Origin of the sequence: Candidatus Amarolinea dominans, assembly GCA_016719785.1 — a bacterium.
GTDB classification, from domain to species: domain Bacteria; phylum Chloroflexota; class Anaerolineae; order SSC4; family Amarolineaceae; genus Amarolinea; species Amarolinea dominans.
Map to the genome: position 1 here is coordinate 162128 of JADJYJ010000028.1, position 17442 is coordinate 179569.

General features: G+C 60.1%; 17 protein-coding genes. 4 read left to right on the top strand and 13 right to left on the bottom strand.

The window, feature by feature from the left end; genetic code table 11:
• Positions 1-148: 148 nt before the first annotated feature.
• The 13 genes from IPM84_21760 to IPM84_21820 form a co-directional block, all read right to left on the bottom strand.
• Entirely contained in the window at positions 149-919 is a 771-nt protein-coding gene (locus IPM84_21760) for a radical SAM protein (protein MBK9095331.1), read from the bottom strand.
• The gene (locus IPM84_21765; GenBank protein MBK9095332.1) at positions 849-1652 is read right to left on the bottom strand and encodes a cobalamin-dependent protein; all 804 of its coding nucleotides are present in this window, start codon (positions 1650-1652) and stop codon (positions 849-851) included. Before IPM84_21765 ends, IPM84_21760 begins: the two co-directional genes overlap by 71 nt.
• Before the next feature lie 196 nt (positions 1653-1848).
• Complete coding sequence (locus tag IPM84_21770; protein ID MBK9095333.1) at positions 1849-2280, bottom strand: HNH endonuclease; 432 nt, start codon at positions 2278-2280, stop codon at positions 1849-1851.
• 4 nt (positions 2281-2284) lie between these two features.
• The gene (locus IPM84_21775; GenBank protein ID MBK9095334.1) at positions 2285-2656 is read right to left on the bottom strand and encodes a hypothetical protein; all 372 of its coding nucleotides are present in this window, start codon (positions 2654-2656) and stop codon (positions 2285-2287) included.
• A 90-nt stretch (positions 2657-2746) separates the two neighbouring features.
• On the bottom strand, positions 2747-3097 hold the full coding sequence (locus IPM84_21780; protein MBK9095335.1) for a rhodanese: 351 nt from the start codon (positions 3095-3097) through the stop codon (positions 2747-2749).
• Between the two features lie 2 nt (positions 3098-3099).
• Positions 3100-3468, bottom strand: coding sequence for a DUF5615 family PIN-like protein (locus IPM84_21785; GenBank protein MBK9095336.1), 369 nt, complete (start codon positions 3466-3468; stop codon positions 3100-3102).
• Positions 3465-3698: a DUF433 domain-containing protein gene (locus tag IPM84_21790; GenBank protein ID MBK9095337.1), complete on the bottom strand. Its 234-nt coding sequence runs from the start codon at positions 3696-3698 to the stop codon at positions 3465-3467. The genes IPM84_21785 and IPM84_21790 overlap by 4 nt, the downstream gene beginning before the upstream one ends.
• 59 nt (positions 3699-3757) lie before the next feature.
• Complete coding sequence (locus IPM84_21795) at positions 3758-5209, bottom strand: RtcB family protein (GenBank protein MBK9095338.1); 1452 nt, start codon at positions 5207-5209, stop codon at positions 3758-3760.
• A gap of 113 nt (positions 5210-5322) precedes the next feature.
• Complete coding sequence (locus IPM84_21800) at positions 5323-5697, bottom strand: iron-sulfur cluster assembly accessory protein (protein ID MBK9095339.1); 375 nt, start codon at positions 5695-5697, stop codon at positions 5323-5325.
• A gap of 63 nt (positions 5698-5760) precedes the next feature.
• Positions 5761-6750 carry a GTP 3',8-cyclase MoaA gene (gene moaA, locus IPM84_21805; protein MBK9095340.1) on the bottom strand — a complete coding sequence of 330 codons (990 nt, stop codon included), beginning with the start codon at positions 6748-6750 and terminating at the stop codon, positions 5761-5763.
• A gap of 41 nt (positions 6751-6791) precedes the next feature.
• Positions 6792-7451 carry an ArsR family transcriptional regulator gene (locus IPM84_21810; GenBank protein MBK9095341.1) on the bottom strand — a complete coding sequence of 220 codons (660 nt, stop codon included), beginning with the start codon at positions 7449-7451 and terminating at the stop codon, positions 6792-6794.
• Positions 7452-7560: 109 nt separating this feature from the next.
• Entirely contained in the window at positions 7561-11109 is a 3549-nt protein-coding gene (gene metH, locus IPM84_21815; protein MBK9095342.1) for a methionine synthase, read from the bottom strand.
• Positions 11110-12196: 1087 nt separating this feature from the next.
• The gene (locus IPM84_21820) at positions 12197-12448 is read right to left on the bottom strand and encodes a hypothetical protein (protein ID MBK9095343.1); all 252 of its coding nucleotides are present in this window, start codon (positions 12446-12448) and stop codon (positions 12197-12199) included.
• 45 nt (positions 12449-12493) lie between these two features.
• Between IPM84_21820 and IPM84_21825 the strand changes: the two genes are divergently transcribed.
• The 4 genes from IPM84_21825 to IPM84_21840 all read left to right on the top strand — a co-directional run bounded on the left by IPM84_21825 (position 12494) and on the right by IPM84_21840 (position 16626).
• Positions 12494-13864 (top strand): M23 family metallopeptidase, encoded by a 1371-nt coding sequence (locus tag IPM84_21825; GenBank protein ID MBK9095344.1) that lies wholly within the window; start codon positions 12494-12496, stop codon positions 13862-13864.
• Between the two features lie 36 nt (positions 13865-13900).
• A complete protein-coding gene (locus IPM84_21830) occupies positions 13901-14719 on the top strand; it encodes a hypothetical protein (GenBank protein ID MBK9095345.1) in 819 nt (272 codons plus the stop codon).
• A 103-nt stretch (positions 14720-14822) separates the two neighbouring features.
• Positions 14823-15392, top strand: a complete 570-nt coding sequence (locus tag IPM84_21835; GenBank protein ID MBK9095346.1) for an RHS repeat protein — start codon at positions 14823-14825, stop codon at positions 15390-15392.
• Complete coding sequence (locus IPM84_21840; GenBank protein ID MBK9095347.1) at positions 15373-16626, top strand: hypothetical protein; 1254 nt, start codon at positions 15373-15375, stop codon at positions 16624-16626. The genes IPM84_21835 and IPM84_21840 overlap by 20 nt, the downstream gene beginning before the upstream one ends.
• Positions 16627-17442: the final 816 nt, after the last annotated feature.

Below are 17442 nucleotides of genomic sequence, written 5' to 3' on the forward strand. Positions count from 1 at the left end.
GTCGGGTAACCTATTTTCACTATCACGCGCCATGATGAAGTGCGCATGAACAGAGGTCACGATCCACTTGACAGTTTGTTCATCAGGAAGCAGATTGAGGGTCTCACCGACATGCATCAGGGGAAAAACTACTTCTCTCGCCCACACGCTAGATCAGGCCCTCGGCTTCGATCTGGCGGCGCAGTTCGGTCTTCTCCTGGCGCGGGAAGATCGTGTGCCAGGCGACACGGAAGGTGCGACGGTAGTTGAGCCAGAAGTCTTTGCGGGTCATGGTGCCCAGGATGCGATGCGGGCGCAGGTAGAACTGGCGATAGGCCTTCTTCCACATCTCGGTCATCAACTCGGCCGTCAAGTCGCCCAGTTCGTAACGAGCCTTGCCGTCGAAAAAGACGTAGTCTTCCCAGTCCTTGACCAACATGCGGCCCTGGCGCTTGACGGTTTCGTAAACCTTGGTGCCAGGGTAAGGCGTCATCATACTGAAATTGGCAATCAGGGGGTCCAACTCGCAGGCAAACTCGATGGTGCGCTGCATGGTGGCGCGGGTGTCGCCGGGCAGGCCGATGATGAAGAAGCCGATGGTCTCCAGGCCGGCGGCCTTGGCATTCTTGAAGGCCTGGCGAATGGTGTCGTGGTCAACGCGCTTGTCAATCGAAGCCATGATCTCCGCGTCGCCGGTTTCCACGCCAAACGCCGTGCGCTTGAGGCCGGCTTGCTTGAGCTTTTTCATCAGTTCCAGGCTGGCCAGGTTGGCGCGGATGCCGTTGACAAAAATCCACGGCACGTGGTTGAGCTGATTGGCGATCAGCATGTCGGCCAGCTTGTTCAGGCGGTCCACCCGGATGTTGGCGCTATCGTCCAGGACGCCGATTTCCGAGCGCGTCCAGGTCGCGCACCAGGTGGCGCCACTCCTCCAGGACATTCTCCGGCGAACGCGCGCGCCATTTGATCGGCATGATGGACTGCGAACAGAAGGTGCAGCGGTAGGGGCAGCCGCGGCTGGTCATGATGGAGAACGACTGTGCGCCGCTGACATGATCGGTGGCCGGCTGCAGATTGGTGTACTTGTGCATCTTGAAAAAATGATAGGCCGGCCAGGGCAGGCTGTCGAGGTCAGGCATGGCTGGGCGGTCAGGGTTGCGGTGCAGTTGGCGGTCACTGGTCTTGAAGCTGATGCCGAGGACATCGCTCCACAGATTCCGCTCGGGATCAAAAATGTCACGGCTCTGGTAGGTGGGCTGATCCCTCAGGTAACTTTCAATGCGTTCACTGATGATCGTCCAACTGGTCTCGCCTTCGCCACGTACCACCATGTCCACGTCGGGCTGCTGGCACGATTCAAAATCAAGGCTTTCGGCCGCGACGCTGACATGGGGACCGCCCAGGACGATCGGCACATCATGCACCTTCTTGATCTTGGCCGCGGTGCGCCACGCCTGTTTGACCTGCGGCGTGTTGGCGGTGATGCCCACGAGGTGTGGGCGGAACTCCTGGATGAAATCCTCGAGCGGTTGTTCTTCGACATCGGCGTCATAAACACGCACCTCATCGCCGCGGCGGGCCGAAACGGCCGCCAGATAGGCCAGGCCGAGGTGCGCCGTGGTGCGGGTATCAATGGGTAGACGGAATCTGGGGTTGATCAAGGCGACTTTCATGCAAAGTCCTCCTATGTTGATTTGCCGAAAGGCGGCGCCAGCACATGACACCATGTGCGCTCTGCCCTCAGGTGGGCAGGCCGCGATTATAGTCGCGCCCGTGGAAACTGTCAATTCTTATCATGCTTATCTACAAAATTACAGGTCGCCGCCCAACGTACTGCGATGGTGGTCTCTGGTATTGCCAGGAAGATGCTCAATCTTGCGGTGGATGCCAGCCTGCCATTACCCAGTAGCTGCGCACCGCCAGGGCATCCGCATCATCGCTCAAATGCAAAGCTGCGACTGTGGCTCGCCCCGTCGGAGTCAAGCCAACGATGAGCAGTCCATTGTCTGTCCATCTGAAATGCTCATACCAGACCTGAGTGCGTGGGTTGAAGAGGGAGACTGTCAGACCCGTTTCGGGGTCCATAGTGTGAGTTTTTTCGCCCTTTGCCCGGTTACACAACGGGCAAGCCAGCCACAGATTGGACTCCGTGTTGACGCCGCCTTTTGCCAAAGGGATGATATGCTCCACTTCCAGGCGCGCCATCACCAGATGCTGTGGGCTGAGGCAGTATCCGCAGCGATTGCGAGCCACAATTCGCACGCTTCGTTCGACGGCTGCCGGGATTCGTGGGCGATTCACCTGGCTACCTGTCGAGACTCAGAGGAGGTCGAAGGCCGCGCTGCACGGCTACATGAATCGCCTGCGCCTTACGGACGAGGCCGCGACGGTAGACTTGCATCAACTCGTCGAGGCGGCGGCGGTCGTCTCCGCTGAGCCAACCCTCACGCTGATGCGCCAAAAGCCTGCTCAACTGTTCTTGCTGCGCGTTCGTCAGTTGCGAGTCACACAACGCCAGCACCTGGCTATCGGGAAGAGCCTCAACCGGCAAATCAGACATCGTTCGATCTATCCAATCAACGAGCAAGTCTTCCAGCCGTCGCTGCGTGCGGGTCGCAATCTCACGGGTACTGCGTGCCAATCTATCGGGAAGCTCCAGGACAATCGTTTCGCTCATCGTGACCCTCCCTCATCGCCTGCTCTTCTGCCCAATTGTACCGCGTACAGGACTGAAGCGCAAGACCCTGTCTCACTCTCGGTTCTTGGCTCAATAACGCGGTACGCGCGGATCAATGCGCAGTGACCAATCATCAATACCCCCGGCCAGGTTGAATACGTTGTTGAAGCCGAGCTGGCGCAGCCAGGCCGTCACCTGGACGCTGCGCACGCCGTGGTGGCACTGCACGATGACATGGCTATCGGGAGTCAGGTCGGCCGGGAACGCGGCGGTCAACTCACGAGCCAGGCGAGAGAGCGGCAGCAACTGCGCGCCCTCGATACGGGCAAGTTTCCACTCATGTTCCTCGCGCACGTCCAACAGCACATGCGGCGTCTCATCATCGCGCAGGCGCTTGAGCTCTTCAACGCTGATTTGTGGCAATTCAGTCTGCTTTAGCATCTCTAATCCTTGAGTCTCTGAATTCGTCTAAATCGGTATCCAGTTGGTTCTACGACAACAAATGCATTTCTTAGCTCTACTTCACCATGTGAAACTAACACATAACTCAATTGCTCATGCGCCAGATGTTGATTAGATGGCAGCAACCGCAGATAGATCACGCCCGCGCCTTGTCCACTGACAAACACCAGGCTCCCGTAGTCGCGGTCACGAGTCACTAATATGCGTTCCAACTCCTGGGCGGTCTGGAGCAATTTTTCATCCGATGCCTGCGCCAAGCCGATCTCGGACACAGTGATGGCATCATGCCCCAGGCTGCGCAAGAGGCGCGTTGTCGCAGCAAAAACATCTTGGTCTACTAAGAATCTCATGCTGGTACCGCTGCCAGATGAACATCTTCTGCCGCGACCAAGGCAATTGCATAACGTAAGCAAGCGTGAACGTCTTGGGTGTTGATATCAGGGTAGTATTCCTGAATGATTTTGGCGAAAGGAATTCCTTCTTCCACCAATTCAAGTATGTTTTGTACGGGTATGCGAGTCCCAGCAATACATGGCTTGCCGAAATGAACGTGCGGATTGACAGCAATACGATCGAACATGTTATCACCTCTTATTCTTCACACGGATCCATGAACCGAAGCCATTTATGCCCGGCATGTTACCCCTTGACCACGGCCACGGGCACCAGCCGCGCGACCCTGCGCGCGATGCCGGCGTTGTGTACGACATCCACGACGTGATCCACATCTTTGTAGGCGCTGGGGGCCTCTTCAGCCAGGCCGGCCAGGCTGCCGGCGCGCACCTCGATGCCCTGCGCCTGCAAATGACCCCGCAGCTCGCCGCCCTGCACCAGCCGCTTGGCCGCGGACCGGCTCATGACGCGGCCGGCGCCGTGACAACTGGAGCCGAAGGTCTGCGCCATGCTGCCCTCTGTGCCCACCAGGACGTACGAAGCCGTACCCATGCTGCCCGGCACCAACACCGGTTGGCCGATGTCCTGGTAGTCGCGCGGCAGCACGTCCGCGCCGGGGCCAAAGGCGCGGGTGGCGCCCTTGCGATGCACACAGACCTGCAGCCGCTGCCCATCCACGTCGTGCATCTCGATCTTCGCCATGTTGTGCGTGATGTCATAGACCTGGAACAGATCGAAGTTCTTCACCTTGCCGGCCAACACGGTGCGAAAAGCCTGACGAACCTGGTGCGCCAGCAGTTGGCGGTTGGCAAAGGCGAAATTGGCCGCGCAGCTCATGGCCGCGTAATAGGCCTGCCCCTCTGGCGACTGCAACGGCGCGCAGACCAATTGGCGGTCCGGCAGATGGATGCCGTACTTGTGAATGACCTTCTGGAACATGTCCACGTAATCGGTGCAGACCTGGTGACCGAAGCCGCGACTGCCGCAGTGAATCATCACCACGATCTGGCCGGGGAAAAGGCCCATGGCCTGCGCAGCCTCGTCATCGTAGATCTCGGCTACCTCATCCACTTCCGCGAAGTGATTGCCCGAGCCAAGCGTGCCCAGTTGACTCTTGCCGCGCTCTTTGGCCCGTGTGCTGCAATGAGCCGGATCCGCGCCGGCCATCATGCCGCGCTCCTCGGTGTTCTCCAGGTCGTCTGCCCGCGCAAAACCCTTCTTCAGCGCCCATCGGCTGCCCTGCGCCAGAACCTCGTCCAACTCTTTGACCGATAGGCTGACAAATCCCTTCTCGCCCGCGCCGCTAGGAACCTGCTTGTAAAGCTCTGTCGCCAGCGCGGAGAGATAGGGCTGGACACTCTGGCGGTCCAGGTGCGACGCCAACAAACGCACGCCACAGTTGATGTCGAAGCCGACTCCGCCCGGAGAGATGACGCCATCCGCGCCGGCCGTGGCAACCACACCGCCGATGGGGAAGCCATAGCCCTGATGAATGTCCGGCATGGCCAGCGCGTAACCCACGATGCCGGGCAGGGTGGCGGTGTTGATCAGTTGATCCAGGCAGTCATCGTTCAGAGCCTGTTGCAGAATCAGCTCGTCGGCGTAGAAGCGGGCCGGCACGCGCATGTCGTGACGAAAGTTGCGCGCCACTTCATACACGTAGGGCCGAATCTGACGAATGTCTTTACGCATCACCATGAGGTCACCTCCAAAAAAAAACGAAGGACGCAAGATGAAGTCTGAACGGCTGTTGGCGCCGATTCGGAGACCCTCTCCCGTCCTTCGTCAAGCGACCAGCGCCCGTCGTTGTTCTAGTTATGGCCGCAAGAAGCGGGTTCTTCGCCACTGTGCGTCTGCGCAGTGCGGAACGAACTGCCACAGCCGCAGCTTGATACGGCGTTCGGGTTCTCGATATGGAAACCGCCGCCCATCAGGTTATCAACGAAATCAATCTGCGCACCGTTGACGTAGAACATGCTGGTGGGATCCACAAACACCTTGATGCCAAAAGTTTCGTAAACTTCATCCACCTCGCGCGGATTGCCCTCGAAGGTCATGCCGTACTGCATACCGCCGCAACCGCCGCCCTGCACGAACACGCGTAACCCATGCGTGGCCTCGCTGAGGCCTTTGCTGTGCAGGACATCTTGCAGCTTGCTCGCTGCTGTAGGTGTCAATGTAATCATGAACGTCCTCCCTGAAAAAGATAGATCAACAACTTGTTGTGTAAATTTACACGGTCGCCCGGCTCAGCCGCCAATCTGCGACATAACCCGTAGCGCCGGAACCACGTCATGGGCCAGGCCGTGGCCCCACGGCTTACCCCAGACGGCCACGCGCAGCAGCGCCTGAAGTTCGTCCAGTGAACAGCCCTGGCGCAGCGGCGTCAGCAAGTCTACTTCGTTGTCACGCAGAAGACAGAGTCGCAGCTTACCATCCGCAGTCACCCGCACGCGGCCGCAGCCGGCGCAAAAAGGCTGGGTGACCGAGCTGATGAAGCCCAACGTGCCCTGTGCGCCCGCCAACCGATAGGGCCGCGAGGGGTCATGACCATCGTAGCCGGGCACAGCGATCAGGGGGCCGAGCGCCTGCTCGATCTGTGCCATCGTCTCCTGGTACGGCACCACCGCATTGTGGGCGAAGTTCGCCACCTCGCCAAACGGCATCAGTTCGATAAAACGCACCTCCCAGGCGTGAGCAAACGTCAATCGGGCCAGATCGGCCACCTCCTGATCGTTATAGCCGCGCGTGACCACGCAGTTGAGCTTGATCGGCTTCAAGCCGGCGGCCTCAGCGGCTTCGACGCCCGACCACACATCGTGCAGCGAACCCCAGCGCGTGATGCGCTGGAAGCTGGCGGCGTCGAGCGTGTCTACGCTGATGTTGACCCGATCCAGGCCCGCGGCCGCCAACGGGAAGGCCAGTTCGGTCAGCAGGACACCGTTGGTGGTCATCGCCACTTCCTGGATGCCCGGCACCTGCTTGACGCGCCGCACCAGTTCCACGATGTGCCGGCGCACCGTCGGCTCGCCGCCGGTCAGCCGAACCTTGCGCACGCCCAACCGGGCCGCCGCCTGCACGATAAAGATGACTTCGTCATCCTGCAAAAGTTCAGCGCGTGGCTGGAATTGCATCTCTTCAGGCATGCAGTAGACACAGCGCAAATTGCAGACATCGGTCAGGGAAATGCGCAGGTAGTCAATCCGTCGTCCAAACGCGTCGTGCAGGCCGTCGTGCATGGGCACAAGCTTCGATGGCTGTAACGTGATGGTTGCTGCGGTCATCCCTGTCCCCCCGTTGGCTCCCCAGTGTGATTCAACTCAAACATGTACGAGCAACGGCCATCGCCGGCAGCCAGGCGCCCCAGGCAGCGCGGTGCGCTCGCGCTGAGGCCGGACATCAATTCAGAGACCAGAATCAAATCCATCTGACACAACTCAGGGTGTTCCGCGGCCAGCCCTGCGTAAGGGCAGTTGCAGGTGTGCAGCAACAACTGCCGGCCGTTGTGATGCTCCCATTGCGCCAGATAACCCTTGTCGCTCAGAAACGTGGTCACGTCCGCCACGCGTTCATCCACCGACTGGCCGTAACGGGCAAGCGGCGCCTCTGCCAGCGTGCGCTCCGCCAGGCGCTCGACGATGCCGTTCAGCGCACTGGCCGGCAGCAGGCGCTTCACTTCGTGCAGGACATCGGTTGCCAGCGCGCGAAAACTCTGCGGAAAGAAATCGTTGGCGGCTGCGGTCAGCAGATAGACCTGCTCCGGCCGCCCGACCGTGCGTTTGTGCTGCACCAGGGATGTGACCAGGTCCTGACCCTGTAAAATATCCAGGTGATGACGCACCGAAACCGGCGCCATGTCCAGCGCCTGCGCCAGGTCCATCACCGTCGCTTTGTTTTCGATCTTTAGAATTTCAAGGATACGGCGACGGGTGGCTTGCACGTCTTGACCCCTTTGCTCACAACCAGGCTCACTGCACAGCTCAAGCCTCAAGATTGTAACACAAGGGATAGGTGCTTGTCAATTCTTATGAAAACTATAAGAATAATTCTCAGCGCAGCAACTGCTCAACCCGACTGCCGCCGATGACGTAGTATTTCGCGGCCGGATGGTGTACGATGAGCGCGGCCGTGCTTTGTTCGGGCACCAGTTGAAAAGCGGTGGTCAGGCTCATGCCCAGCTCCTGTGCGGCCGGCAGCAGATCGAAGAGCACGCTGTGGTCGTTGAGGTCCGGGCAGGCGCCGTAACCCCAGGAATAGCGCTTGCCCCGCGGCCCGCGACCAAGCTCCTTCTGAATGCGATCATGCAGCCAGGCCGCGGTGGCCTCGGCGGTCTGCACGGCCAGGCCATGCATGAAGTAGGCTTCGCTGTAGTCACCGGCCGCCTGCAGTTCTTCGAAGCGCTGCGTGGCGCCTGCGCCCACCGTCACCACCTGCAGAGCGACGACATCGAGCAGGCCGGACGCGGCCGGGGCAAAGTAGTCAGCGATGCACAGATGCGCATCGTCCTCCTGGCGCGGGAAGGTAAAACGGCCTATCACCGGTAGGTTCGAAGCGTTGGCGGCGCTTTTCATGGCGGCCGGGTCGTAGATCAGCAGATCATTGCCATCGCTCTGACAGGGGAAATAGCCATAGACGGCCTGCGGCTGCAGCCAGCCGCTCTTTTGGGCCGCCGCGGTCATGCCAGCCAGGCGGGCATCGAACTGGGAGCGCAGCGTTTCCCAGGCCGCGCCGTGGGTATTTTTGGCCCCCCATGACAGGCGGTAAAGTTCGTCCTTGTCCAGGAAAGGAAAGACCTGGATGGGCGGAATGTGACGGATCGTGCTGACGCCCCAGAAAGGCGGCGCCGGGATGTCGGCCTGGGCCAGGAGCGGCGTGTCGGAACGGGTACGGCTGCTGGGCGCCGCCGTCTCCACGGGGCGCTGCAGCTCGGTCAGACCTTCCTCCCGATTGCGCTGCACCAGGTCGGCGCGCTGCGCGGAAAGCAGCGATCCCACGGTGTCCAGGCCCTCGAACGCGTCCTTGCAGTAGAAAACGCCGGGCGCATAGGGCGTCGTCGTGCCCTCGCCATCCTTGACAAACAGGATGCGCCGGCCAAAGCGACGGTTGATTGCCGCGCCGCCTACCAGCACCGGGAACGCCAGCCCGCGTGTGTGCAACTCCTGCACGATCAGCGGCATCTGTTTGGAGGTGCTCACCAGCAGGGCGCTGAGACCAATGGCATCCGCGTTGACCTCCACGGCCTTGTCAATGATGACGTTGGCCGGCACCTGCTTGCCCAGGTCGAACACGGTGAAGCCGTTGTTGGTCAGGATGGTGTTGACCAGGTTCTTGCCGATGTCATGCACGTCGCCGTAGACAGTTGCCAGCACCACCTTGCCCTTGGTCACGCCTTCGGCGCGTTCCAGGTAGGTCTCCAGTCGCGCCACGGCCTTCTTCATCACCTCGGCCGATTGCAGCACGTAGGGCAGGATCAATTCGCCGGCGCCGAACTTGTCGCCGACCTCTTTCATGGCCGGCAGTAGCACGTGGTTGAGCACCCACACCGGATCACGGGCGGCGATCGCTGTGCTGACCAGGTCCTCCACGCCTTCCTTCTGACGATGGACGATCTGCCAGTGCAGCTTTTCCTCCACGCTCATGCCCTCGGTGGGGTCCACTTCGGCCTGGCGCTCGCCGATGGCGTCCTGGTGTTCTTCGAAATACTGAATGTAGCGCGCCAGGGCATCGGGCTGGCGGTTGAAGATCAGGTCCTCGCACAGTGTACGCAGCGCGGCCGGAATTTCGGCGTAGGGCAGCGTGTGCTTGGGGTTGATGATCGCCATGTCCAGCCCGGCCCGTACCGCGTGCCAGAGAAAGACGCTGTTGAGCGGGCCGCGCGTGGGCAAGGCCAGGCCAAAGGAAAGGTTGCTGACGCCCAGTGAGCAGAAGACACCCGGCAGGTGGCGCTTGATGAGGCGAATCCCCTCCAACGTCTCGACCGCGCTGTTGGCAAATTCAGGGTCGCCCGTGGCCAGGGTGAAGGTCAGCGCATCGTAGATCAGGGCGTCGGGCGGCAGGCCGTACTCGTTGACGGCAATCTCGTAGATGGCTTGGGCCACTTCCAACTTGCGCGCGGCCGTTTTGGCCATGCCGATCGGGTCAATGGTCAGTGCGACGACGGCCGCGCCATGCTCCACCGCCAGCGGCAGGACTGCATCGCAGCGCTTGCGCCCGTTTTCCAGGTTGATCGAGTTGATGATGGGCCGGCCGGGGATGTTTTCCAACGCCACTCTGAGCACGTCCACTTCGGTGGAGTCAATGACCAGGGGCGCGTCCACCGCTTGCGATAGCAGGCGCACGGTGCGGCGCATCATTTCCGGCTCGTCGGCGCGCTCGGTCAGCGCCACGCACACGTCCAGGGTATGCGCGCCGCCCTCGATCTGGTCGCGCGCAATCTGCAGCAGGCCATCGTAGTCATCGGCCAGCAGCAGCCGCTTGACGATCTTACTGCCCTGCGTGTTGATGCGTTCGCCGATCAGGTGCGGCGCCGGTTCCTGCACCAGGCCGGTGGCACGCATGGCCGAGGCCACCAGGGCCGGAAAGACCGCTTTGGCCGCGATGCGTTGCAGGCCAGGCGCGCGCTGCCTCAATGGCCGCACCAACTCGACGATCTGGCGAATGTGCTCGGGCGTGGTGCCGCAGCAGCCGCCCACGACGTTGACGCCCAGGTCGCGCACGAATTCGACCAGCGTGCCGGCCAGCGGCCGTGGTTCCATCGGATAGACGGCCTTGCCGTCCACGTTGAGCGGCAGGCCGGCGTTGGGAATGACCGAAATCGGCAGGTTGGTGTTGGCGGTTAGATAACGGATCGGCTCGCGCATGTAATCGGGACCGGTGGAGCAATTGAGGCCGATGACATCAATGGGCAGATAGCGCAGAATGGTCAGCACCGCGGCAATGTCGGTGCCCAGCAGCATGCGTCCGGTCACATCGAGCGTGACCTGCACCTGCACTGGCACACGCACGCCGGCCTGACGGAAGTAGCGGTAGATGCCTGCCACGGCCGCCTTGACCTCCAGAATGTCCTGCTGCGTTTCCAGCAGCAGCAGATCCACGCCGCCTTCCACCAGGCCCCGCGCCTGTTCACCAAAAACCGTCGCCAGTTCCTCGAAGGTGATATTGCTCAGCGTGGGATCGGACGCGCTGGGCAGATAGCCGGTCGGCCCGATGGAGCCGGCGACGCAGCGCGGGATGCCGGTGGCATCCGCAAAGCGATCGGCCGTCTGCCGGGCCAGGCTGGCCGCGGCGCGGTTGATCTCCAGGATGCGATCCTGCAGCCCGTACTCGCGCATCGTCAGGCGGTTGCTGCGGAAGGTGCAGGTTTCGATCACCTCCGCGCCCGCCTCCAGGAAGTCAGCGTGGATGGTTTCGATCATCGAGGGTTGGCTGATGACCAGATAATCGTTGTTGCCCCACAGCTTTTCGCCGCCGTAGTCGGCCGCGGTCGGTTCCAGCATCTGGATGTTGGTGCCCATCGCGCCATCGAAGACCACGATGTGATCGCGCACGGCTTGCAGATAGCGGTCGTTGGTAAAGGGTATCGGTTTCAAGGAATGCATCCTCATGAATTAGCGTGATTGTTGGAGCCTGCGAGCGGCTACGAGGGTGATTATACAGTGAGCAGGGCCAGGCGTCAACCGTCCCAGGTGAGAAGGGCGTATTTCAGTCTTGGGGCACAGCCCACGAATGGCAGCACAGTGCGCACCTACTACCAGAATCGGCAGACGGCGATGCTGGACGAACGGCCACGAATTGCACGAATTGACACGAAGGCAGAAGCTCGATTCGTGCAAATTAGTGAAATTCGTGGCAGAGAAAGCTGGGCGGACTTTTGCCACGAATTGCACGAATTGACACGAAGGCAGAAGCTCGATTCGTGCAAATTAGTGAAATTCGTGGCAGAGAAAGCCGGGCGGATTTTTGCCACATAGAACACAAAGAGCGCAAAGACGCCGCCAATCTGCGAATCTTCTGCCGTTGCTTTGTGTTCTATGCGTTCCTTGTGGTCAATCGTCTGCCCAATTCGGAATTGCTACGCCCAAATTTTGCCTCTTGACAGAGCGCCGCGGCCGTGGTATGCTGTGAGCAGCCACAAGCCTGCCCCCCGCCTTCCGAGTCGCCTCCCGCCTTCGGAAGTCCCTGGCGAGAGTTCTCTCTCCCGCCCGCGACCTCCTTCAGCAGTCAGGAAAATGTCCCTGACCCCATCCGTTTCGATTGCTGCACGAAAGGAGTCCGTTGTTATGTTACGCTGGTGTTCCTCACTCTTTCATCTCTCTTCACCACACCTTCCTGTCTCGCGGCTGGCGGCGCGTCCGCTGCTGGTCGTCCATCTACTGGTGGTTTGCAGCCTGCTGTTCTCAGCCGTGGCTGCGGCTGCCCCCCCCCCTGCAAATAAACACCGCTGCTAAGTTCATGTCCCCTGGTCCTCAGCCCGATCTGATCTCCGTCCCCGCGAGGATGCCGTCGCCTGCGGTGGCAGGTGGCCGAGTGCTTGCTGATCCTATGCAAGGGGCCTCACCTCTCTTTCTAATGCACACGGATCCTGTACTTGGACTCACGTTGCATTACCCGAGCCAGTGGAATCTCATACACACTCCCACAGACGTCCCCTTGGTGCCGGGGGAGCTTCGACCTTATGTGCTCACTCTATACCCCCCGGGAAGTGATCCTCTGGACGACAACCGGATCGATATAGCCTTTTTCTTGTTCGAGATAGCATCCGAACAGGATTTGCAGACCTGGAGTAATGCCCACATTACCATTGGTCGCCCGCAATTGCCCGACACAGAAGTAGTCCGGAGTCAAGTGCTCGTAGATCCAGCCGGTGTTCTCAGACGGGTTCTTCACTCCTTGCGCACAACCGAAATCGGCCCATCGCAAGCCGTTGAGCTCACGCATGGCAGCCTGGTTCTGTCCATCAGCACCTATACCCACGCTGACTATATGACTTCGCTGCTAGACATGATTTCCGATTCTATTGAGTTCGCACCAGGCGCCCCGAGGAACCTCAACGAGCTTTTTGGCCGCAACGAGTCATGGCCTTCGCTGGAAAGCGTCGTTGAGGCCAATCGGCTTCAGCCTGCTCCAACGTGCGATCTGGCGTGCCGCGACGCCCAGCTTGAAGCGGGTCTTCCTGTGCTTCCATCTGTTTCTCCTGATCCGGGTTTTGCTGAATACGAGAGGCGATTTTACGAATGGTTCGATAGCCACCCAGTTCTGCGGGGAGTAGATGCCCAGACCGTACAGCCCGAGGGGGATGTACAATCCTCTAGAAAGGCTCTGCCGGCCAATTGGTGGAGCCCAATCCATCTCGGCAGCGGCACTGTGAATGTCAATTGTACTTCTGACAAGCATACGGGCAACGCTGGGTTCGCCTTGGACATTGGAGTACCGACCAACACCAATGTGTATGCTGCACAGGCCGGGCAGGTGATGTATCGTGACTGGGACTCGTCTGGCTACGGGTACCGAATGGACGTCCACACCTCGGTGAATACGGCCAATGAGAGCCGCGTGTATCGCCATCTCTACGCCCATCTGACGAGTTTCAATGTGGCACTGAACGACAACGTCACGCGCGATACCATCATTGCGAAGTCAGGCGCAACCACTGGTCCCAACCCGCCGCCTGCGACCCCGCCCGTGCCTATCGCCCCGCATCTTCATTTCCACATCAACTTGCACAATGCCAGCACGGACGCCGTGGATGCTTCGCCGCTGTTGGGCTTCGTGCCGATGACCACCTATCCAAATTCAGGCGCTACGTGCGGCACAATCTATCCGCTGAACAGCGCCCAGAGCCTGCGTATCATCGAACCGGTGGCATTCACCGAACGATACCAACCGCGCTCGGATCATTACTGGTTCTGTTATCAGAGCGATTCCCTCACTTCTCAACGCACGACCGAATGCTTCATGAAAGGGATGCCAAACAACGGCCAAGGCTGGAACGCCAATCCCTGGGATTACTGGCTCTCACCTGAGTTGCGGTATGCCAACGTTTCATTCAAGCAGACGGGACGATACTACATTTGGGTTTGCGGCTTGGGTGGAACCGTGAATGATGATTCGCTGCATATGGGCCGTGATGATTACCCATACGACACGTCGCGCGAAATCACAGGCTATGCCTCGGCCTCGTGGCAATGGCAAAGCATCAAGATGAACGGGGCGCGTCCCTACCTTGACGTCAGCGAAGGCGAGCGAGTCATCAACATCTGGATGCGTGAAGATGGCATGAGAATTGACCGCGTCCTTCTGACCCGGCAGGTGGGGTATAATCCCACAGGCAACATCAGGTGTGGGGGATACTGACCGAACTTCTTGCTTTCTTCGCTCACAGAGAAAAGTGTGGAAACCATGAGATTGATGCATGCCGACAAGACAGGTTGGGTGCTGTTATGCAGTGTGGCGCTGACCAGTGTTCTGGTCTCCTGCCAACCACTCCAGAACAGACCCGCAACGCCCGCTGTCGCCCCAATGACGCGGGTGGCGACGCTGTCGCCACCCGCAAGCGCGTCGCCGACGGTGACAACATTGCCAAAGGACACCCCAGTCGTTGCAGTTGCCGGTCCCGCCCCTGCCACAATTGCAGTCGCAGCTACTTCCGGCCCAACTGGTCAACCCCAGCGCGCTGGCTGGCGCAGATACACGTCTCCCTATGTGGGCGTGTCCTTTGCCTATCCGGCCGATTGGAAGTTCGTTCCGGTGCGTGAAAAGCCCGACCGATACAATCTACCCTATTTCCAATTGAGTGCTCCTGTAGTGGATCACCTGGGTGGCAACATTGGGGTCGCCATTGTATATATGGGGTCTGAGTTTGCTAAAGGAGGAAGCCTGCGCTCTTGGGTTGAGAAGTACTTGCAAATGACACTGCCCGGCAATCCTTCGGGCTACACATTGTCTGCGACTTCCGAGGCCACCTTTGTGGAGCCCAATGGCAGCCTGCACGAGATGGTCCGAAGCTCACTTGCGGACAAAAGCGGCGCCGCAACGCTGGAAAGTATCTTCATAAAACAAGGAGACAACGTAGTAATTCAGATCAGCAGCGCCACTTGGACCGAATATGCCCCTGCCCTACGGGCCGTCCTGGAAGACATCGCCCGATCCTTTCAATTCTCAGCCGATGCACCCAGGACGTTGAACGAGATGTATGGGGTAGACCCATGAGGTAACTCCACTGATTTCACCCCCGATGTTCAACATGGCGTCCAGAGCCTTCTGTGAGCAGACAGATCGATCTGGTTGTGCATGATCGGCCAATCGGCGCTTCGTGCGCCGTGCGTCCGATGTGTTTGGCAACCTGCGCAGCGTCTCGGAGAGCACCGGTTCGTGGCCGGTCGGCCAGCCCAATCCTACCTGGGGCAGCGAATACCGCACGCGCTACAGCTACGACGTGGCCGGCCGGCTGCTGACGGTGCAGGATCACGCCAGCAACCAGACGACGCTGACCCACGACCTGCTGGGCCGCAAGACGAGCATGAACGATCCGGACATGGGCGCGTGGCAGTATCGCTACGATGCGGCGGGCAACCTGATGAAACAGCGCGATGCGCGCTACCAGGCGATCTGCTTCTACGACGGCCACAATCGGTTGGTGGGCAAGACCTATCATGCGGGCATCAGCAACCTGGACATCCTGACGTGCAGCGGGGCTTATGCCGTCGGCTTCAGCTACGACAGCACGGCGAACGGCAACCTGGGCAAGGGCCGACGCACGGGCATGAACGATCCATCGGGCAGCAGCGCCTGGGCCTATGATCTGCGCGGCCGGGTGATCACCGAGACCCAGGTGATCAGCGGTACAGGGGGGCGGCGCCTTCGTGACGGCCTGGTGGTATGACTCAGCCGACCGGCCGCTGTGGCAAAAGTATCCTGGCGGCAACGCGGGCCAGTTGGGCGAGCAGGTGATGTTCACCTACAACACCCAGGGCTTGCTGCGCCAGGTGCAGAGCAACGGCAGCACTTACTATGTGGGCGAGACGCTCTACAACGCGTTGGGCCAGACGACGCAACGCTGGCTGGGCAGCACGACGGGAGTGGTGCAGCAGCTCTACACCTACACCGCGGCCGAGAACTTCCGGCTGGTGACGCTGAAGACCGGCAACGCGTCCCCCTACACCAACCTGCAGAACATCAGCTACACCTACGATGACGTGGGGAACGTGCTGACGATCACGGATGCGGCGGCGTATGGCGGCAGCCAGACGCAGACCTTCGCCTACGATGCGCTGCACCGGCTGAGCACGGCGCAGGCCAGCGGCGCCACGGGCTATGGCGGTTACAGCCTGAAGAACTACGGCTACGACGCCATCGGCAACCTGACCGCCTTCGAGAGCGCGACGCAGAATCAGTACTACCAGGACGCGGCGCACAAGCATGCGGTGACGCACATCGGCGGCACGGCGCCCGGCAACCAGAAGTACTGGTACGACGCCAACGGCAACGCGACGCGGCGCATCAGCGGCAGCCAGGACATCACGCTGAGTTACGATGCCGAAAACCGGCTGACGGGCATGTCCGGCGGTGTCACGGCGAGTTACGTCTACGACGGGGACGGGGCGCGGGTCAAGGAGACGGCCGGCGGCGCAACGACGGTCTACATCGGGAACACCTTCGAGTGGACGGGCAGCACGGCCACGATGAAGAAGTATTACTACGCCGGCGCGGTGCGGGTCGCCATGCGCACGGGGGTCAGCCCGGGCACAGTGAACTACCTGCTGAGCGATCATCTCGGTTCGCAGGCGCTGACGCTGACCAGCGCCGGCGCGCGGCTCAACACGAACACCGAGCTGCGCTACATGCCTTACGGCGTGGCGCGCTATACCGCTGGCGTGACGCTGACGACGTTCAACTTCACCGGTCAGCGCAAGGACAGCGGGAGCGGTTTGCTGTTCTACAACGCCAGGTGGTATGACCCTTATCTTAACCGGTGGATCCAACCCGACAGCATTATATACCCAATCCTGGCGATCCGCAAAATCTCAATCGCTACTCTTACTGCCGGAATAATCCTCTACGCTTTATCGATCCATCAGCCACGATCCGCTGGATCAGGCCTGGCAAGAGGAATTTGAGCAGATGCATCATCGTGCGCCGACGGCCGAGACATCTTGATTCGTCTGTTCTCGATAGCCTTTCCTGGCGAGTGGAATTGGTCAGTCTTCTACGACGCTGACGGTAACTACGTCCAGGAAACCTGGAGAGCGTATTCCGTGACAACCGACCTGCTAACTGGTCATGGAATGATATACCAAGCGCATTAGAACGATTGACCGGTTGGTACAAGACTGGCGAAGAGGGTATGTTCACCAGAGACATTGGTAGCCTGTTCGGAGGTCTAGCCAATCGCTTGGAAGCGTAAACATTGGCCGGCGGTCCAGCAATGCAGGGAATCCCACACGGACCTGGGTTTTATTTTGATCGGCAGGGGTTGCCTGCCTCTCGTTCATGGGCACCTCAGATGACGATGCGAATGTGCATCATGAGCAGGCGCTGGCCCATGGGGGCGGAGTACGGTCCGGGCGGCGGTTTGCTCACACGGGGAGCAGAAATCGCAATTTCTTGGCGATTGGCGCAATAGCTGGTCAGATGTCAGCATCGGAAATCACGGGGCTGCGCTCGGTGTTCCGATTCCGTGTCCTGGGTTGACGGACATCACACGCATGGAACCTCTTTATGCTGGATCGTTGGTTCTGATGGACGCTGCCGGGAGGCTTGTTATGCAACATATCAGTGTTGCCCGACGGACAGGAGCAGTGAGTGTCGTGATCTTGTTGGTCACACTGGTAGCTGGATGCTATTCATCGCCGTTGGAGGAGGCGAGAAAACGGGTGTCCGTAGGCACGCTGCGCGACAGTGCGATCGGATTCTGAGCGAAAGGCCTGGTACCA

What these genes read in the sequence shown, in the direction of transcription:
- metH (MBK9095342.1), bottom strand. Translation starts at nt 11,109, where the DNA reads ATGCATTCCTTGAAACCGATACCCTTTACCAACGACCGCTATCTGCAA.
- IPM84_21795 (MBK9095338.1), bottom strand. Translation starts at nt 5,209, where the DNA reads ATGGTGATGCGTAAAGACATTCGTCAGATTCGGCCCTACGTGTATGAA.
- moaA (MBK9095340.1), bottom strand. Translation starts at nt 6,750, where the DNA reads ATGCACGACGGCCTGCACGACGCGTTTGGACGACGGATTGACTACCTG.
- IPM84_21760 (MBK9095331.1), bottom strand. Translation starts at nt 919, where the DNA reads ATGTCCTGGAGGAGTGGCGCCACCTGGTGCGCGACCTGGACGCGCTCG.
- IPM84_21785 (MBK9095336.1), bottom strand. Translation starts at nt 3,468, where the DNA reads ATGAGATTCTTAGTAGACCAAGATGTTTTTGCTGCGACAACGCGCCTC.
- IPM84_21825 (MBK9095344.1), top strand. Translation starts at nt 12,494, where the DNA reads ATGACTTCGCTGCTAGACATGATTTCCGATTCTATTGAGTTCGCACCA.
- IPM84_21800 (MBK9095339.1), bottom strand. Translation starts at nt 5,697, where the DNA reads ATGATTACATTGACACCTACAGCAGCGAGCAAGCTGCAAGATGTCCTG.
- IPM84_21780 (MBK9095335.1), bottom strand. Translation starts at nt 3,097, where the DNA reads ATGCTAAAGCAGACTGAATTGCCACAAATCAGCGTTGAAGAGCTCAAG.
- IPM84_21820 (MBK9095343.1), bottom strand. Translation starts at nt 12,448, where the DNA reads ATGCGTGAGCTCAACGGCTTGCGATGGGCCGATTTCGGTTGTGCGCAA.
- IPM84_21790 (MBK9095337.1), bottom strand. Translation starts at nt 3,698, where the DNA reads ATGTTCGATCGTATTGCTGTCAATCCGCACGTTCATTTCGGCAAGCCA.
- IPM84_21765 (MBK9095332.1), bottom strand. Translation starts at nt 1,652, where the DNA reads ATGAAAGTCGCCTTGATCAACCCCAGATTCCGTCTACCCATTGATACC.
- IPM84_21775 (MBK9095334.1), bottom strand. Translation starts at nt 2,656, where the DNA reads ATGAGCGAAACGATTGTCCTGGAGCTTCCCGATAGATTGGCACGCAGT.